This is a genomic window from Streptomyces hawaiiensis (assembly GCF_004803895.1).
Lineage (GTDB): Bacteria > Actinomycetota > Actinomycetes > Streptomycetales > Streptomycetaceae > Streptomyces > Streptomyces hawaiiensis.
In genome coordinates, this window is the sequence record NZ_CP021978.1 from 1,919,266 (window position 1) to 1,933,974 (window position 14,709).

The following is a 14,709-nucleotide window of genomic DNA, read 5'->3' on the forward strand; positions in this document are numbered from 1 at the left end:
CGCGCCCGAGCATACCGACCGGTATGCCCGACGGGGAGGGCCTTACGGGATCGAGGTCAGTCGAGGGCCCGGGCCAGATAGCCGCGGAGCATCTCCCGGGCCTCGCCGATGATCCGCTCGTCCCCCTCCGGCGCGACCCGGAACGCCAGGTGCACGAGGGTGTCGGCCGTCTCGACGGCGATGAGGAAGACGCGGCGCAGATCCTCGTCGGGCTCGCGGTCGAGGTAGCCGGAGAGCAGTTCGGTGAGGCGGTCGGCGACGCGGTGGTTGGGTTCGCCGTCGCGGGCGCCGACCGGGATCTGGTTGCCGAAGTCGACGAGGGAGAAGCCGGGCGCGGTGCGCTTCATCTCCAGGTACTCGTCGAGCACGGCGTCCATGGCCGTGCGCCAGCCGCCGTCCGCACCGGCCTGCCGCAGGCGCTGGGTGACGCGCTCGGAGTACCGCTCGAGGTTGCGCTGTGCCAGCGCGTCGACCATCTGGCGCTTGTTGCCGAAGAAGCGGTAGACCGAGCCGATCGGGACCGAGGCCCGCTGGGCGACGGCACGCGTGCTCAGGGCGTCGTAGCCGACCTCGTCGAGGAGGTCGGCGCAGGCGTCGAGGATCCTGGTCAGGCGTTCGGCGCTGCGCCGCTGCACGGGCGCACGACGGAGCGATGTCGCGTGGGGCACGGGCTTCATGATGCCCTTCCGGGGCGGGCCGGTGAACCTCGCCCCCCGGTGTCCGCGCCCTGCGTCCGGGCCTTGCGCCGGGAGGCCGTGTCCGGCGTCGCCCCCGGGCCCGGCTCCGACGCGGTGATGTCGGCCGTGCTCTCCACGGGCTTGCCGTCCACCGCCCACACGGTGCCGTCGTCGGCGTAGAGGCGGGCCGTGAGGCGGTGCGTGCCGCGCGGCACGAGGCGGGCGTCCAGGCGGTAGGCGGGGGCGCGGAGCCGGGCGACGGGACGGCCGTCGACGAAGAGGCGCGCGAGGCCTCGCCCGGCGACCGCGCGGGCCGCCGCGCCGGCCGGCGAGAAGCGGAAGTTCCGCACGGTCAGGCGTACGTCCCAGCCACCGGCCGTGCCGGGCTGGACCTCGATTCCGACGTCGGGGGCGCCCTCCTGCCCGACGTCGCGATAGGGCCGCCCCTCATGGTCCCGGTCCTCCAGGATCTTGCCCACCGGCGTGGGCGACGCGTCGCCCTTCCGGGCATCGCCGGAGCCGCAGCCCGCGGATCCGGCCAGGAGGAGGACACAGAGCGCGAGCGCGGCGAGAGGTCTCCGTGTCCACGTCATGTCCGGGAGCGTAGAACACACGTCCGGTCCGGCGGATCGTTCTCAAGTCGGGTTCGGGTCATCCGTCAAGAGGAGGGGCGCGCCCCTCTTGCGTCGGGGAAAACGCAATCCTACGGTACTGCATAGGAATCGAACGGCAAGGGAGCAGCGATCATGGGCGATGGGGGTACCTCCCGCACGAGCGGGATCGAGCGTGGGGAAGCGCGGAAGACCGCCGAAGGGCTGACCTACCTCTCCGGCTTCGGCAACGAGCACAGCTCGGAGGCCGTCCCGGGGGCTTTGCCCGAGGGCCGCAACTCTCCCCAGCGGGCCCCGCTCGGGCTGTACGCGGAGCAGCTGAGCGGTTCGGCGTTCACCGAGCCGCGGGCGCACAACCGCCGCTCGTGGCTGTACCGGATCCGCCCTTCGGCCGCGCATCCGGCGTTCACCCGGGGCCACAACGGCTCGGTCCGCACCGCCCCCTTCACCCAGACCGTGCCCGACCCCAACCGCCTGCGCTGGAACCCGCTGCCCGACCCGGCGCCCGAGACCGACTTCCTGGCGGGCCTGTGGACCCTCGGCGGCAACGGCGACGCCACCCAGCGCACCGGCATCGCCGTGCACCTCTACACGGCCAACGCCTCGATGGACCGGGTGTTCAGCGACGCCGACGGCGAGCTGCTGATCGTCCCGGAGCGCGGCGGGCTGCTGCTGCGCACCGAGTTCGGCCTGCTCCATGTGGAGCCGGGACATGTGGCGCTGATTCCGCGTGGGGTCCGCTTCCGTGTGGACCTCCTCGACGAGTCTGCCCGCGGGTATGTGTGCGAGAACTACGGCGCGCCCTTCCGCCTCCCCGACCTGGGCCCGATCGGCGCCAACGGGCTCGCCAACCCCCGGGACTTCCGCGCCCCGGTCGCCGCGTACGAGGACGTCGAGGGCCCGGCGGAGGTGGTGAACAAGTTCTGCGGCAACCTGTGGACGGCCACCTACGACCACTCCCCCCTCGACGTGGTGGCCTGGCACGGCAACCATGTGCCCTACGTCTACGACCTGCGCCGCTTCAACGCGCTCGGCACCATCACCTACGACCACCCGGACCCGTCGATCTTCACGGTGCTGACGTCCCCGTCGGACACCCCGGGGCTGGCCGGTGCCGACTTCGTGGTGTTCGCGCCGCGCTGGCTGGTGGGCGAGGACACGTTCCGCCCGCCGTACTTCCACCGGAACGTGATGAGCGAGTACATGGGCCTGATCGAGGGCGCCTACGACGCGAAGGCGGAAGGCTTCGTGCCGGGCGGCGGCTCGCTGCACAACATGATGTCGGCGCACGGCCCGGACCGGGAGACGTTCGACCGGGCGAGCGCCGCCGAGCTGAAGCCGCAGAAGATCGACGACGGTCTGGCGTTCATGTTCGAGACGCGCTGGCCGCTCGCCCTGACCCCGCACGCGGCCCGCGCCGAACACCTCCAGCAGCGCTACGACGACGTCTGGCAGGGCCTGGAGCGGCACTTCCGCCCCTAGGCGGGCTTCTGACGGATCTCCACGGCGTCGCCGGAGATCCGTCAGAAGCCCCCTTGCACTGATCATTTCCTACCGGTACGGATGGCCCGTGACCTCCTTCGCCCCGGACTCCATCGTCCTGAACCGCAAGCTGCCGCTCTGGTATCAGGTGTCGCAGTCGCTGCGCGCCTCGATCCTCGGCCGCTCGCCCCGGGACCCGCTGCGGCTGCCCACCGAGGAGCAGCTGGCCGGGCACTACGGCGTGAGCGTGCTGACGATGCGGCAGGCGCTGAAGGAGCTGGAGGACGAGGGGCTGATCACGCGCCACCGCCGGCGTGGCACGTTCATCGAGCCGCACGCGCGCCGGGGTTCCCCGGTGCGGCTGCTCGGCTCGGTGGACGCGATCGTGGCCCAGCAGTCCGGCATGACGACCGAACTGCTGGACCACGGCAGCGCGCCCGTGCCCGGCGAACTCGCCGAGTTCTTCCCGGAGGTGCGAGAGGTCTCGACGTACCACCGGCTGCGGAGTGACGAGAAGACCGGTGAGCCGACGAATCACGCCCGCAACTATGTGCGGCCCGAACTGGCCGCGCGGATCGACCTGGACGACCTCGTCCGGTGGCCCATGACCAAGGTGCTGCGGGACGTGGTGGGGGCGGACATCAGCCGCATCACGGACACGGTGGAGGCGCGGCTCGCCGACCCGGAGACCTCGAAGCTGCTCCAGGTCCCCCTGTTGAGCCCGATCCTGCACTACACGGGCGTGACGTATGACCCCGAAGGGCGGGCTCTGGATGTGGCCGTCATCCACTACCGGGGGGACCGGTTCTCCTTCACGGTGACCCTGGACGCCACCTGACCCGCGTGTCGTCTGCAGGTCGTACGATGCGGTGCGTGACGCACGACGACGCTCCGCCGCTGGCGGACCTCATGCCGTGGTCCGTCGCACCGCCGCGGCTCGGCCGGGGCTGGCCGGCGGCGCCCGACGCGGCGTCCCTGAAGGCCCGCTGGGACGCCTTGGTGAAGGCCGAGGGGCCCGACCGCGAGGCCCTGTTCGAGCCGACCCGCTCGCGCACCCTGCACACGGCCGTCGGCCAGCTGCCCGGCCGGACCGGCAGCGGCACGGAGAAGCTGGTGCGCGTCTCGGGACCCTGCCCGGAGCCGGAGCGCGTCCTGCTCGCGCCCTATGACGAGCAGTGGCTGATCCCCGACCAGCGGCTGATCGACGCGGCCCGCCCGGAGCTGTGGCGGGTGGCGGACGAGCGGCAGGTCTTCGTGGTGGAGGCGCCCGGGGCCACCCCGCCCCTGCTCGTCACCTCGCTGCTCCCGCTGCTGCGTCCTGGCCGCGTCCGCCCGCTCTTCCGGCGCCCGGGCGGCCGCGAGCCGAACCTGGCCCCCGGCCTGCTGGAGCACCTCGGCACCCGCCTGGGCAGCCCCCCGCAGCCGCTGGACGTACTGGCCTGGATCACGGCCACGGCCCGCCCGGACCTCACCGTCCCGCTCACCGGGGACGCCGACGCGTGGGAGCGGGGTCTGGAGCTGGGCCACCGGACGCTGTGGCTGATGTGCCGCGACGGCGAACGCCCGAAACTGCCCGGCGGCCGCCGCCCCTACGTCCGCGCCCCGCTGCCCTCCCGGCCCGTGGAGCTGCACTACGACCGGGACGAGGAGGCCCTGTTCCTGGACGAGGGCCGCATCTCCCCGGTGCCGCCGGAGGCCTGGGACTTCGAGGTGGGCGGAGTCCGCGTCCTTCAGCAGTGGTTCGCGAGCCGCGTCGCCGCCCCCGAGCCGGGCACACTGGCGGCGATCCGTCCCGCCACCTGGCCACAGACCTTCACGTCGGAGCTGCTGGAGCTGATCACCGTCCTCGCGCTCCTCGCCGGGTTGCGGCCCCTGGAAGAGCCGGAACTCCCCGAGCCGATCACGGCGACGGAGCTGCGCGAGGCGGGCGTCCTCCCGGTACCGAGCGCGGCCCGCCGCCCGGCGTCGGTGCTGGAGGGGCCCGAGGAGGGCCCCGAGGGACAACTGGCGCTGCTCTAGAGCGGCTCGGGGCCGCTCTGACGCGGCTCGGGGCCGCTCTGGCGCAGCTCGGGGTCGAAGGCGTCCAGGACGCGTTCGAGCGTCCGTCTGAAGATCGCCTCCAGATCGACCGGCCCGCTCTGCTCCATGAAGGCCGCGGTCATCCGCGGATACGCGCCGGTGGCGATCTGACGGCCCAGATAGGCCATGCGGACCGCGTTCTCGTCCTCCGCCGACCACGGCATGGAGCGGGTGCGTTCAGCGGTCGCGATCTCGTTCCCGGTGTACGTCGTCACGACGCCGTTGAGCAGCGCGATCAGCTCCGTCTTCGTGCCGGCCGGCACGTCGAGCGGTTCGAGGCAGGCCAGGCAGTGCTCCAGATAGCGCAGCGTGTTGGGGCTGAAGCCGAACACCCCCGGCATCAGGCGCGGCACCCAGGTGTGGCGGTACATGATGGCGCGCGTCTCCTCCGCGTTGCGGAGCATGTCGGCGCGCCAGTCGCCCGTGGGCTCGAACATCTCGTGCTCGGCGCCGATGGCGTCGATCATCAGCTCGTACAGGTCCTCCTTGCGGGGGACGTAGTTGTACAGCGACATGGTGCCGCAGCCCAGCTCCGCGGCGACCTGCCGCATGGTGACCCCGTCCAGCCCCGCCTCGTCGGCGATCCGCACCGCCGCCGCCGCGATGTCGGCGCGGGTGAACGCCGGTTTCGGCCCACGGCCGGTGCGCTCGGGGCGCGCCCAGATCACTTCGGGTACGGCCGCTCGGCCCGCCATCGGTCATCACCTCGGCCACCATCCTAGTTACGTACAGCGTACGTAGTGCGCTATGGTCCTGCCATGACTTCTACGTACGCTGTACTTAGTGAGGGTCTGGAGAAGCGGTTCGGGCAGGTCCATGCCCTGCGCGGGCTGGATCTCGCGGTCGCCGAGGGCACGGTCTGCGGGGTCCTCGGGCCGAACGGGGCGGGCAAGACGACGGCCGTACAGCTGTTGACCACACTGCTGCGGCCGGACGCGGGCTCCGCCCGGGTCGCGGGGCACGACCTCGTCCGCGAGGCCACCGCGGTACGCGGCCGGATCGGCGTCACCGGACAGGACACCTCGATCGACGGTGACCTCACCGGACGCCAGAACCTCCAGCTGTTCGGCCGGCTGCACCGGGTGCGGGAACCGGCCGGGCGGACCGCCGAACTCCTCGACCGCTTCGGGCTGACGGAGGCCGCCGACCGCCCCGCGTCCACCTACTCCGGCGGCATGCGCCGCCGCCTGGACCTCGCGGCGAGCCTGATCCGCCGCCCCGACGTGCTGTTCCTGGACGAGCCGACGACCGGCCTCGACCCGGTCAGCCGCACCCTCATCTGGGACGTGGTGCGCGGCCTGACCGCCGAGGGCACGACCGTGCTGCTCACCACGCAGTACCTGGAGGAGGCCGACCAACTGGCCGACGACATCGCCCTGGTGGACGGGGGCCGGGTCGCGCACACCGGGTCGCCGGCGCAGCTCAAGTCGCTCGTCGGGGCGCACGCCGAAGTCGTCGTGCCGGACGCGGGCGTGCTCACGAAGGCCGCGGCCGTGCTCGACCGGCTGACGGGGGCGCAGCCGTCGTTCGACCACGAGCGCAACGCCGTCGGCGCGGTCAGCAAGGACCCGACACTCACGATCCCGCTGCTGGTGCGCGCCCTGGACACGGCGGGTGTGCCGCTGCTCGACGTGAGCCTGCGCCCGCCGACCCTCGACGACGTGTTCCTGCGCCTGACGGAGACCACGACCGCAACGACCGACGAGAAGGAGCGTGCCGCATGAGCATGCTGGCGTACGACGGGACCGCGATGCTGGGCCGCCAGCTGCTGCGGCTGCGGAACAACCCGGGGCTGCTGGTCCTCACCCAGACCATGCCGATCAGCATGCTGCTGTTCTTCGGCTACGTCTTCGGCAGCGCGCTGGCGGTGCCGGGCGAGGCCTACCGGTCGTTCCTCGTGCCGGGGCTGCTGGTCGCGACCGCCTCGGGCGGGATCATGGCCGGCATGTTCCAGGCGGCCCAGGACACGCACCGGGGCGTGACGAACCGCTTCCGCACACTGCCGATGAGCCGGGCGGCCGTACCGCTGGGGCAGGCCGCGGCGGACCTGGTGGCCACGGCCGCCGGGACCGTGCCGTTCCTGCTGGTGGGTCTGGCCGTGGGCTGGCGGGTCGAGGGCGGCGTGCTCGCGGCGGTGGGGGCGTTCGCGCTGCTGATGCTGTTCCGCTTCGCCTGCACGTGGGCCGGGATCTACCTCGGCCTGCTCACCCGCAACGAGGAGGCGGCCGGTCAGCTGGGCGGGGCGACGTTCCTGCTGCCGCTGCTGTCCAGCGCGTACATCCCGACGAGCGGGCTGCCGGGCTGGCTGCGGACGGTCGCCGAGTGGAATCCGATCAGCGCGGTGTCGACGGCCCTGCGGGATCTGTTCGGCAACGCGCCCGTGCCCGACGGGGCGGCCTGGCCGGTGGCCCACCCCGTCGCGGGGTCGCTCGTGTGGTGCGCCGTGCTGCTCGGGGTGTTCGTGCCGCTGGCCGTGCGTCAGTACGCGCACGGGGAGCGGTGAACGGGCGGCCGGAGCCGCGGACGTCGCCCCCGGTCACTGCCGGGCGGGGATGAGGCACCGACAGGGGGCGTGCCGCGCTCGGGAACACACCTGGCGCCGCTGCGTGCCGCGGGGATGACGGACGACGGGTGTCGCAGCGCTGGCGTCGGGGCGGTGTGACCGCCCGAGCGCGGGCCCCTACCTGCTGCCGAACAACGAGCGGCGCAACCGGCGCAGCGGCGCGAAGAGCGAGACGCGACGTACACGCGCACCCCTGCCACTGCGGTCGTGCGGCTGACGCGCGGTCAGTTCCCGCATCAGCGACGTCGCCTCGACCGTCTCCCGCTGGGGGACGGCAGGGCCGCCCAGCACCGAGAGGTGGCGGTCGAGGCGCGAACTGGTCGCGCTGCTCCCGCAGGTGATCGCAGGGACCCTGGCCCTGCTGCGCACTGTTATCTGATCCATGTCACTCCCCACCCGTACGAGTCCACCCGGCCCGGGCAGGTTAACCCTATCGCCCCGTCCCGGCACTCGTGTATCGCGGTCACAGGATTCACCTTCCCCATAAGGGGGTTGACGATGTATCTCCGATTACTCTCCGAATCCAACAGATTTCAGGGCGAGTTGGACGACCGGCTGGGTAGTGGGCTGCGGCGATCCCCCGGCGGGCTCGACGGTCACGGCCAGTGACGTCGCGGAGGTGCCCAAACCCGTTGCGACCAGGGGCGTGTCGCCCTCGAAGAGCCCCAGGGAGCGCGGTTGCGCGCCCGGGCGCATGGCCCACAACTGGTGCACGCGTCCGCCCGGCGGGACGCCGTATCCGCCGAGGGTGACCACCGCACTCCCCTCCGTGGCGGAAGCGATCACTCCGATGATGCGGCCCCGTCCGTCCCGGCCACTGCCCGCACGGACGTCCGGAGCCGCCAGAACGTGGGCGATCTCACGTGACCGATCTTGCTCGGCGGTCAGCCGGTCCTCGGCCCGGTTCGCCTGCACGGCGAACAGCGACGCGACGACGAGGGCCGCGGCTGCGGTGGCCGTCGCGAAGGGCACGAACAGCGGAATCCGGCGCCGCTGCCGCTGCCGCGGCGGCGGCTGGGCGCCCCACACGTGCGGCGGCAGCTGTGTCGCACGCGCTCGTGCCGGCTCGCGCGGCGCGCCCTGCGGTGCGGGGTCCTGCGGAGTCGTCCGTACGGCGAGCATGACCCGGTCGCGCATCGCGGCCGGTGGCGGGGCCGCCGCGGACCAGGCGAGCCGGACGGCGTCCTCCGTCAGTGCGCGCACCTCGGCGGCACAGCGGCCGCAGTCCCTGAGGTGCCTCTCGAAGCGGACGCGTTCCGGGGGCTCCAGGGCGTCGAGAGCGTAGGGCGCGGCGAGCGAGTGCGGATCCTCGCGGCGAAAGAGGCTCATGCCACACCTCCCAGGCACTCGCGCATACGGGTCAGCCCGTCCCGCATCCGCGTCTTGACGGTGCCCAGCGGCAGGGAGAGCTGCTCGGCCACCTCACGGTACGTGTAGCCCTCGTAGTAGGCGAGGGTGACCGACTGGCGCTGCAGGTCCGTGAGCCGGTCCAGGCAGCGGCGCACCCACTCGCGTTCGAGGCCGGCCTCGACCTCCTCGGTGACCTGGTCGAAGGCGGGCTGGTTCGCGCGGAGCGCCTCGCGCTGCTCGCGCTCCCCGGCCGCCCGGGCGCTGCGCACCCGGTCGACGGCGCGGCGGTGGGCGAGGGTGAGGATCCACGACATCGCGCTGCCCCGGCCCGGGTCGAACTTCGCCGCGGACCGCCACAGTTCGAGCAGCACCTCCTGCGCCACCTCCTCCGACTGGGCGGGGTCGCGCACCACACGCCGTACGAGCCCGAACACGGGGGCGGACACCAGTCCGTACAGCTCCTCGAAGGCCTGCTGGTCTCCGCCCGCCACGCGCAACAGCAGCTCGTCCGCCCCCACTCGGTCCCCCTCTCCCAGGCCGCACCGGGCCTGTCCCCTCGTACGAGGCATTCGCAACGCACACACCTCCGGATGGGGTTACGGATCAACGCGCCGAAAATGCGGGTCGCCGGCGATGAAACAACTTTTCAGATGCGCCGTAAGAACGTTTGAGATTCGACCAATCCGCTTCGCCGACCGCTCCGAATGGCGTGTGTCAGGCAAGTTGGCACGGAGGACGGACGGCATGACACCTATCTCCAGGACCGGCGCGGGACGCGCGAACATCGCGACCGTGATCTGTGGCGCGCTGGCCGCCGGCGGGCTCGCAGCCGCCGGTGTGACCGCGCTGGAACCTGAGGCGGCCTCCGCCTCCAGCCACCGTGAGGCCCCGCTGATCTCGGGCACCCCGCAGTACGACAACACGGACGTGTACGCGTTCGTCAGTCCGGACAAGCCGGACACGACGACCATCGTCGCGAACTGGATCCCCTTCGAGGAACCGGCCGGCGGGCCCAACTTCTTCACGTTCGCCGAGGACGCCCAGTACGACCTGCGCATCGACAGCGACGGTGACGCGAAGGAGGACCTCCTCTTCCGGTACACGTTCAAGACGCACACGAAGAACGACAAGACGTTCCTGTACAACACGGGCCCGGTCGAGAGCCTCGACGACGCCGACCTCAACATCACGCAGACGTACGACCTCGAGCTGGTCAAGCTGCGCAATCTGAAGGCGGTGTCGAAGACCAAGGTCGCCGACGACGTGCCGGTGGCGCCGTCGAACGTCGGCAAGGCGTCGATGCCGGACTACGACACCCTGCGCAAGCAGGCGGTGCACAAGCTCGCCGGGGGCGCCCAGACGTTCGCCGGGCAGGCCGACGACCCCTTCTTCCTGGACCTGCGCGTCTTCGACCTGCTGTACGGCGGGAACCTCTCCGAGGTCGGCAACGACACCCTCAAGGGCTACAACGTCAACTCGATCGCCCTGCAGGTCCCCAACAGCTTCATCACCGAGTCGCACGAGCAGCCGGTCGTCGGCATCTGGTCGACGACCCAGCGCAAGAACGCCCAGGGCTACTTCGCTCAGGTCTCGCGCCTCGGCAACCCGCTGGTCAACGAGGTCGTCAACCCGCTGAAGGACAAGGACAAGTTCAACGCGTCCGCGCCGCGGGACGACGCCCAGTTCCTGCAGAACGTCACCAACCCGGAGCTGCCGAAGCTCATCGAGGCGATCTACAAGATCCCGGCGCCCGCCGAGCCGCGCAACGACCTGGTCGACGTGTTCCTCAAGGGCGTCAAGGACCTCAACCAGCCCCCGCACGTGACGCCGTCGGAGCAGCTGCGTCTGAACACGTCCATCAAGCCGGCCGCCAAGCCCAAGCGGCTGGGTGTCCTGGACGGCGACAACGCGGGCTTCCCGAACGGCCGTCGCCTGACGGACGACGTGATCGACGCCTCGCTCCAGGTCGTCGAGGGCGAGCTGCTGGGCGCGAAGAACGACCTCGGTGACGCGGTCGACAAGAACGACAAGAAGTTCGAGAAGGCCTTCCCGTACGTCGCGCTGCCGACGGAGGGTTCGCGCGGTCCGCTCGCCAAGGGCGTGGACGGCGGCAACGACGTCCGCAGCCAGCTCGGTGACGCGCTCCAGCCGGCCGGCGCGCAGGGTTCGGACGACATGCGCCTGATCGCCGCGTCCGCGGGGGCCGGGGCGGGCGGCATCGTCCTGGTCGGCGCGGCCCTGATGTGGTGGCGCCGCATGCGGAACCGGGCGTACTGACCCGCTCCGCTCCCACCGACCGGCGCGGCCCGTTCCCCAACCCCCACGGCACGGGCCGCGCCGCCGACTCCCGCACCAGCACATCCGACCGAGGAGAGGTCATGCCTCCGCGTACGACCGACAGCACACCGGAGAGGCGCGGCGACGACCGAGCGCCGTCGACGGACCCGGAGCCCGCGGAGCGGCACGGTGGCTCGGCCGCCGGGGCGGGGGCCGCCGAGCCTGGTGCTCCGCAGGGCAGTGCGCCGGCCGCGGGCGGAGCGAACGGGGCCGGGGCGACCGTGCCACGGGCCACGACGAAGGACGCGTCCGGCCCCGGCCAGAACCAACCCGCCACGACAGACCCGGAGCAGGAGGAGACCGAGTCCCGGACGGCGACCGCCGGTACGGAAACCGGCGAAGCCGAGGACCAGACAAACACCACCCGCACGCGAACCGGCAAGGCCGAGACCCGGACGAGCACCGCGCACACGGAAACCGGCGAAGCCGGGCCCCGGGCGAGCACCGCCCGCACGGAAGGCGGCGGAGCCGAGGGCACGGCTGGGTCCTGTGGTGGGGACCGGGTCGACCTCTCGGCACTCGGTGAGGACCGCACCGGCACCGGCACCGGCAGCGACGGCACGTCTCGCGTCTGCCCCGAAGGGAGCGACTCCCGCACGGAGCCCGGCGCCGGTCAGCGGGTCGCCGCGATGCGGCGGGCCGCCGACGGGGGGCGGCGGTGGCGGGCCCTGCATCTGGCCGGGTGTGCCGTGCTGCTGGCGGTCGCGGTGACCGGTGGGGCCGTCGCCATCGGGGGCGTGCAGGACCGCGGGGCCGGCGTCGACGCCGTGTCGGCGGCCGGGGCGTTGTCGCCCGGCGATCTCGCCCGGGGGGACCTCGACGCGGGGATCGCGTCCCTGCAGAAGCACCTCCGCGCCCAGCCGAGGGACTTCGGCGGCTGGGCCACCCTCGGCGTCGCCTACGTCGAGCAGGCCCGCACGAAGGGTGACCCCTCCCGGTACCCGCAGGCCGAGCGCGCCCTGAAGCGGTCCCTCGCACTGGAGCCCGGCAACGACCGGGCCCTGGCCGGGCAGGCCGCCCTCGCCGCCGCCCGGCACGACTTCCCCGGCGCCCTGAACCACGCCGACCGGGCCCTGAAGCAGAACCCCTACAACGAACGCGCCCTGTGCACCCGCATCGACGCCCTCGTCGAACTCGGCCGGTACGACGACGCCGCGAAGGCCGCCGAGACCGCCGACGACAGGCGCCCCGGCGTGCCCGTCTTCACGCGGTACGCGTACGTGCACGAGCTGCGCGGCGACGTCCGCACGGCGCGTGAGGTGCTGGAGCGCGCCCTGAGTTCCGCGAACGCGCCCGCCGACGTCGCGTACGTCGCCACCGCTCTCGGGCAACTCGCCTGGAACCAGGGCGAGTACAAGACGGCCCTCGGCCACTACGCCCGTGCCCTCGCCGCCGACGACGCGTACCTGCCCGCCCTGGAGGGACGCGCCCGCGCCCAGGCCGCGAGTGGTGACCGGGCGGGCGCCGTGACGGGGCTGGAGCAGGTCGTCGCCCGCTTCCCGCTGCCCGGCCCGCTCGTCGCCCTCGGCGAGCTGTACGAGGACCGCGACGCCGACGGCGACCGGGCGAAGGCCGGCGACCAGTACGCCCTCGTCGACGCCTGGACGGCCCTCGCCCGCGCCGGCGGCGTCAACGCCGACCTCGACTCGGCCATGGCCGCCGCCGACCACGGCGACAAGAAGGAAGCCCTGCGCTCCGCCCGCGCCGAGTGGGAGCGCCGCCACAGCGTGCACACCGCCGACGCCCTCGCCTGGGCCCTGCACGTCAACGGCCGCGACGAGGAAGCCCTGCCGTACGCCCGCCGGGCGACCGCCACCGGCTACCGCAACGCCGCCTTCCTCTACCACCGCGGCGTCATCGAACGCGCCACCGGCGGCGAAGACGAGGCCCGCACGCATCTGAAGGCCGCGCTGGACCTGAACCCCGGCTTCTCGCCCCTCGGCGCGCGCGAGGCCCGTACCGCACTCAAGGACCTGGAGGACAACCGGTGACCCTGCGCCGGCTGTTCGCGTCCGGCGCCGCCGTCCTCACGGCCGCCTGCGCGCTCACCCTGCTGCCCGCCGCCACGGCGAGCGCCCACCCGCTGGGCAACTTCACCGTCAACCGTTACGACGGTCTGGTCGCCGCCCCCGGCGAGCTGCGGGTCCATCATGTGGAGGACCTCGCCGAGATCCCGGCGACCCAGGCGGGGCCGGACATCGAGCGGCTGGGCATCGCCATGTGGGCCCGCGAGCGGTGCGCCGCGGCCGCCGAGGACAGCAGGGCGACCGTCGACGGACGCGGGGTCGCCCTCACCGCCGAGCGCAGCCACGCGCGCGTGCGGCCCGGGCAGGCGGGGCTCGACACTCTTCGTGTGGAGTGCGAGCTGACCGCTCCTCTCCCGGCGGGCAAGAAGACGGTGTCCCTCGGCTTCCGCGGCGCGGGGGCCTCCGGCGGCCCGGGCTGGCGGGAGGTCACCGCGCGGGGCGACCGTATGACGCTCGCCGCGTCGGACGTGCCGGAGAAGTCGATATCGGCCGAGCTGACCAGCTACCCGGAGGAGTTGCTGTCCTCCCCGGCCGACACCGGGTCGGCCGCCCTGCGGGTGCGCCCCGGCGGCGCCGCCCTGGCCGGGGAGGAGTCGGACGCTCCCGCGGCCTCCGTGCTCCCGCGCGGCGCGGACCGCTGGACGCGTGCCCTGGACGACCTGGTGGCCCGGCAGAACCTCACCGCCGGTTTCGCCGCGCTGGCCCTCCTCATCGCCGTCGTCCTGGGTGCGATGCACGCGCTCGCCCCGGGGCACGGCAAGACGATCATGGCCGCGACGGCGGCGGCCCGGGGCGGCCAGGCCCGGATGAAGGACGTCCTGCCCATGGCCGCCTCGGTGACGGTCACGCACACCCTGGGCGTGGTCGCCCTGGGCCTGTTGGTCACGGCCGGCTCGGCGGCGGCGCCGTCGGTGATCGCCTGGCTCGGTGTCGCCAGCGGCCTCCTGGTGACCCTGGCGGGCGCGAGCCTGGTCCGCCGCGCCCTGCGCAACCGCGCGCCCGCCCACCCGCACGGCCGTCATCACGACCACGGAAGCCACACCCACGACCACGACAGCCACCACCACGGCCACGCGCACGACCATGACCACCATCACGACCACGACCACGACCACGACCATCCGCACGATCACACCCACCCCCACTCCCATCCCCACACGGTCGAGCACACCCACGGCGGTTTCACCCACAGCCACCCCGTCGCCCCCACCCTCCGCGGCACGATCCTCATGGGCTTCGCGGGGGGACTCGTGCCCAGCCCGTCCGCCGTGGTGGTGCTGGTCGGCGCCGCGGCCCTCGGCCAGGCCTGGTTCGGGCTGCTGCTCGTCGTCGCGTACGGCGTCGGACTGGCGCTCACCCTCACGGCCGCCGGGTACGCCGTCGTCAAGGCGGGCAGCGGCATGACCCGGCTCATGGACCGACGCCCCCGCTGGACGGCGGGCCCGATGGCGGCCCTGGTGCGCCGGACCGCTCCGCTCGGCTCGGCCTTCGCCGTGGTGGTTCTCGGTGCCGGACTGGTGTTCAAGGGGGCGGCATCCGCACTCGGCTGAGTTACGTTCGTGAGGCATCGGACGTCAGGAGAA

General features: G+C 72.9%; 14 protein-coding genes. 8 read left to right on the forward strand and 6 right to left on the reverse strand.

Going from position 1 to position 14,709, the window contains the following annotated elements; genetic code table 11:
• Positions 1–56: 56 nt before the first annotated feature.
• Complete coding sequence (locus tag CEB94_RS08875) at positions 57–677, reverse strand: TetR/AcrR family transcriptional regulator (protein WP_175431644.1); 621 nt, start codon at positions 675–677, stop codon at positions 57–59.
• Entirely contained in the window at positions 674–1,270 is a 597-nt protein-coding gene (locus tag CEB94_RS08880; protein WP_175431645.1) for a hypothetical protein, read from the reverse strand. The genes CEB94_RS08875 and CEB94_RS08880 overlap by 4 nt, the downstream gene beginning before the upstream one ends.
• Before the next feature lie 153 nt (positions 1,271–1,423).
• On the opposite strand from CEB94_RS08880, the gene hmgA reads away from it, so the two are divergent.
• The 3 genes from hmgA (at position 1,424) to CEB94_RS08895 (ending at position 4,789) form a co-directional block, all read left to right on the forward strand.
• Positions 1,424–2,770, forward strand: coding sequence for a homogentisate 1,2-dioxygenase (gene hmgA / locus CEB94_RS08885; protein ID WP_175431646.1), 1,347 nt, complete (start codon positions 1,424–1,426; stop codon positions 2,768–2,770).
• An 88-nt stretch (positions 2,771–2,858) separates the two neighbouring features.
• Complete coding sequence (locus tag CEB94_RS08890; RefSeq protein ID WP_175431647.1) at positions 2,859–3,608, forward strand: GntR family transcriptional regulator; 750 nt, start codon at positions 2,859–2,861, stop codon at positions 3,606–3,608.
• A 26-nt stretch (positions 3,609–3,634) separates the two neighbouring features.
• The gene (locus tag CEB94_RS08895; RefSeq protein ID WP_175436945.1) at positions 3,635–4,789 is read left to right on the forward strand and encodes a type ISP restriction/modification enzyme; all 1,155 of its coding nucleotides are present in this window, start codon (positions 3,635–3,637) and stop codon (positions 4,787–4,789) included.
• Here CEB94_RS08895 and CEB94_RS08900 read toward each other — a convergent pair.
• Positions 4,786–5,544, reverse strand: a complete 759-nt coding sequence (locus tag CEB94_RS08900) for a TetR/AcrR family transcriptional regulator (protein WP_175431648.1) — start codon at positions 5,542–5,544, stop codon at positions 4,786–4,788. The two genes, CEB94_RS08895 and CEB94_RS08900, sit on opposite strands and share 4 nt — an antisense overlap.
• A 63-nt stretch (positions 5,545–5,607) precedes the next feature.
• Between CEB94_RS08900 and CEB94_RS08905 the strand changes: the two genes are divergently transcribed.
• Together CEB94_RS08905 and CEB94_RS08910 are read left to right on the forward strand one after the other, a co-directional pair.
• Positions 5,608–6,573 carry an ATP-binding cassette domain-containing protein gene (locus tag CEB94_RS08905; protein ID WP_175431649.1) on the forward strand — a complete coding sequence of 322 codons (966 nt, stop codon included), beginning with the start codon at positions 5,608–5,610 and terminating at the stop codon, positions 6,571–6,573.
• The gene (locus tag CEB94_RS08910) at positions 6,570–7,352 is read left to right on the forward strand and encodes an ABC transporter permease (protein WP_175431650.1); all 783 of its coding nucleotides are present in this window, start codon (positions 6,570–6,572) and stop codon (positions 7,350–7,352) included. Before CEB94_RS08905 ends, CEB94_RS08910 begins: the two co-directional genes overlap by 4 nt.
• 177 nt (positions 7,353–7,529) lie before the next feature.
• Here CEB94_RS08910 and CEB94_RS08915 read toward each other — a convergent pair whose 3' ends face one another.
• From CEB94_RS08915 to CEB94_RS08925, 3 genes are all read right to left on the reverse strand, one after another.
• A complete protein-coding gene (locus CEB94_RS08915; RefSeq protein WP_030850794.1) occupies positions 7,530–7,796 on the reverse strand; it encodes a hypothetical protein in 267 nt (88 codons plus the stop codon).
• Positions 7,797–7,922: 126 nt separating this feature from the next.
• Complete coding sequence (locus CEB94_RS08920) at positions 7,923–8,741, reverse strand: anti-sigma factor (RefSeq protein ID WP_175431651.1); 819 nt, start codon at positions 8,739–8,741, stop codon at positions 7,923–7,925.
• Complete coding sequence (locus tag CEB94_RS08925; RefSeq protein WP_175431652.1) at positions 8,738–9,280, reverse strand: sigma-70 family RNA polymerase sigma factor; 543 nt, start codon at positions 9,278–9,280, stop codon at positions 8,738–8,740. Before CEB94_RS08925 ends, CEB94_RS08920 begins: the two co-directional genes overlap by 4 nt.
• 226 nt (positions 9,281–9,506) lie before the next feature.
• On the opposite strand from CEB94_RS08925, the gene CEB94_RS08930 reads away from it, so the two are divergent.
• The 3 genes from CEB94_RS08930 to CEB94_RS08940 all read left to right on the forward strand — a co-directional run bounded on the left by CEB94_RS08930 (position 9,507) and on the right by CEB94_RS08940 (position 14,676).
• Positions 9,507–11,039, forward strand: coding sequence for a DUF4331 domain-containing protein (locus tag CEB94_RS08930; RefSeq protein WP_175431653.1), 1,533 nt, complete (start codon positions 9,507–9,509; stop codon positions 11,037–11,039).
• Positions 11,040–11,140: 101 nt separating this feature from the next.
• Positions 11,141–13,090: a tetratricopeptide repeat protein gene (locus CEB94_RS08935; protein ID WP_175431654.1), complete on the forward strand. Its 1,950-nt coding sequence runs from the start codon at positions 11,141–11,143 to the stop codon at positions 13,088–13,090.
• On the forward strand, positions 13,087–14,676 hold the full coding sequence (locus tag CEB94_RS08940) for a HoxN/HupN/NixA family nickel/cobalt transporter (protein ID WP_175431655.1): 1,590 nt from the start codon (positions 13,087–13,089) through the stop codon (positions 14,674–14,676). The genes CEB94_RS08935 and CEB94_RS08940 overlap by 4 nt, the downstream gene beginning before the upstream one ends.
• Positions 14,677–14,709: the final 33 nt, after the last annotated feature.

Excerpts from the sequence above, each read along its gene's own strand:
- CEB94_RS08875 (WP_175431644.1), bottom strand. The coding sequence starts at position 677 with ATGAAGCCCGTGCCCCACGCGACATCGCTCCGTCGTGCGCCCGTGCAG.
- CEB94_RS08880 (WP_175431645.1), bottom strand. The coding sequence starts at position 1,270 with ATGACGTGGACACGGAGACCTCTCGCCGCGCTCGCGCTCTGTGTCCTC.
- hmgA (WP_175431646.1), top strand. The coding sequence starts at position 1,424 with ATGGGCGATGGGGGTACCTCCCGCACGAGCGGGATCGAGCGTGGGGAA.
- CEB94_RS08895 (WP_175436945.1), top strand. The coding sequence starts at position 3,635 with ATGCGGTGCGTGACGCACGACGACGCTCCGCCGCTGGCGGACCTCATG.
- CEB94_RS08900 (WP_175431648.1), bottom strand. The coding sequence starts at position 5,544 with ATGGCGGGCCGAGCGGCCGTACCCGAAGTGATCTGGGCGCGCCCCGAG.
- CEB94_RS08905 (WP_175431649.1), top strand. The coding sequence starts at position 5,608 with ATGACTTCTACGTACGCTGTACTTAGTGAGGGTCTGGAGAAGCGGTTC.
- CEB94_RS08910 (WP_175431650.1), top strand. The coding sequence starts at position 6,570 with ATGAGCATGCTGGCGTACGACGGGACCGCGATGCTGGGCCGCCAGCTG.
- CEB94_RS08915 (WP_030850794.1), bottom strand. The coding sequence starts at position 7,796 with ATGGATCAGATAACAGTGCGCAGCAGGGCCAGGGTCCCTGCGATCACC.
- CEB94_RS08920 (WP_175431651.1), bottom strand. The coding sequence starts at position 8,741 with ATGAGCCTCTTTCGCCGCGAGGATCCGCACTCGCTCGCCGCGCCCTAC.
- CEB94_RS08930 (WP_175431653.1), top strand. The coding sequence starts at position 9,507 with ATGACACCTATCTCCAGGACCGGCGCGGGACGCGCGAACATCGCGACC.
- CEB94_RS08935 (WP_175431654.1), top strand. The coding sequence starts at position 11,141 with ATGCCTCCGCGTACGACCGACAGCACACCGGAGAGGCGCGGCGACGAC.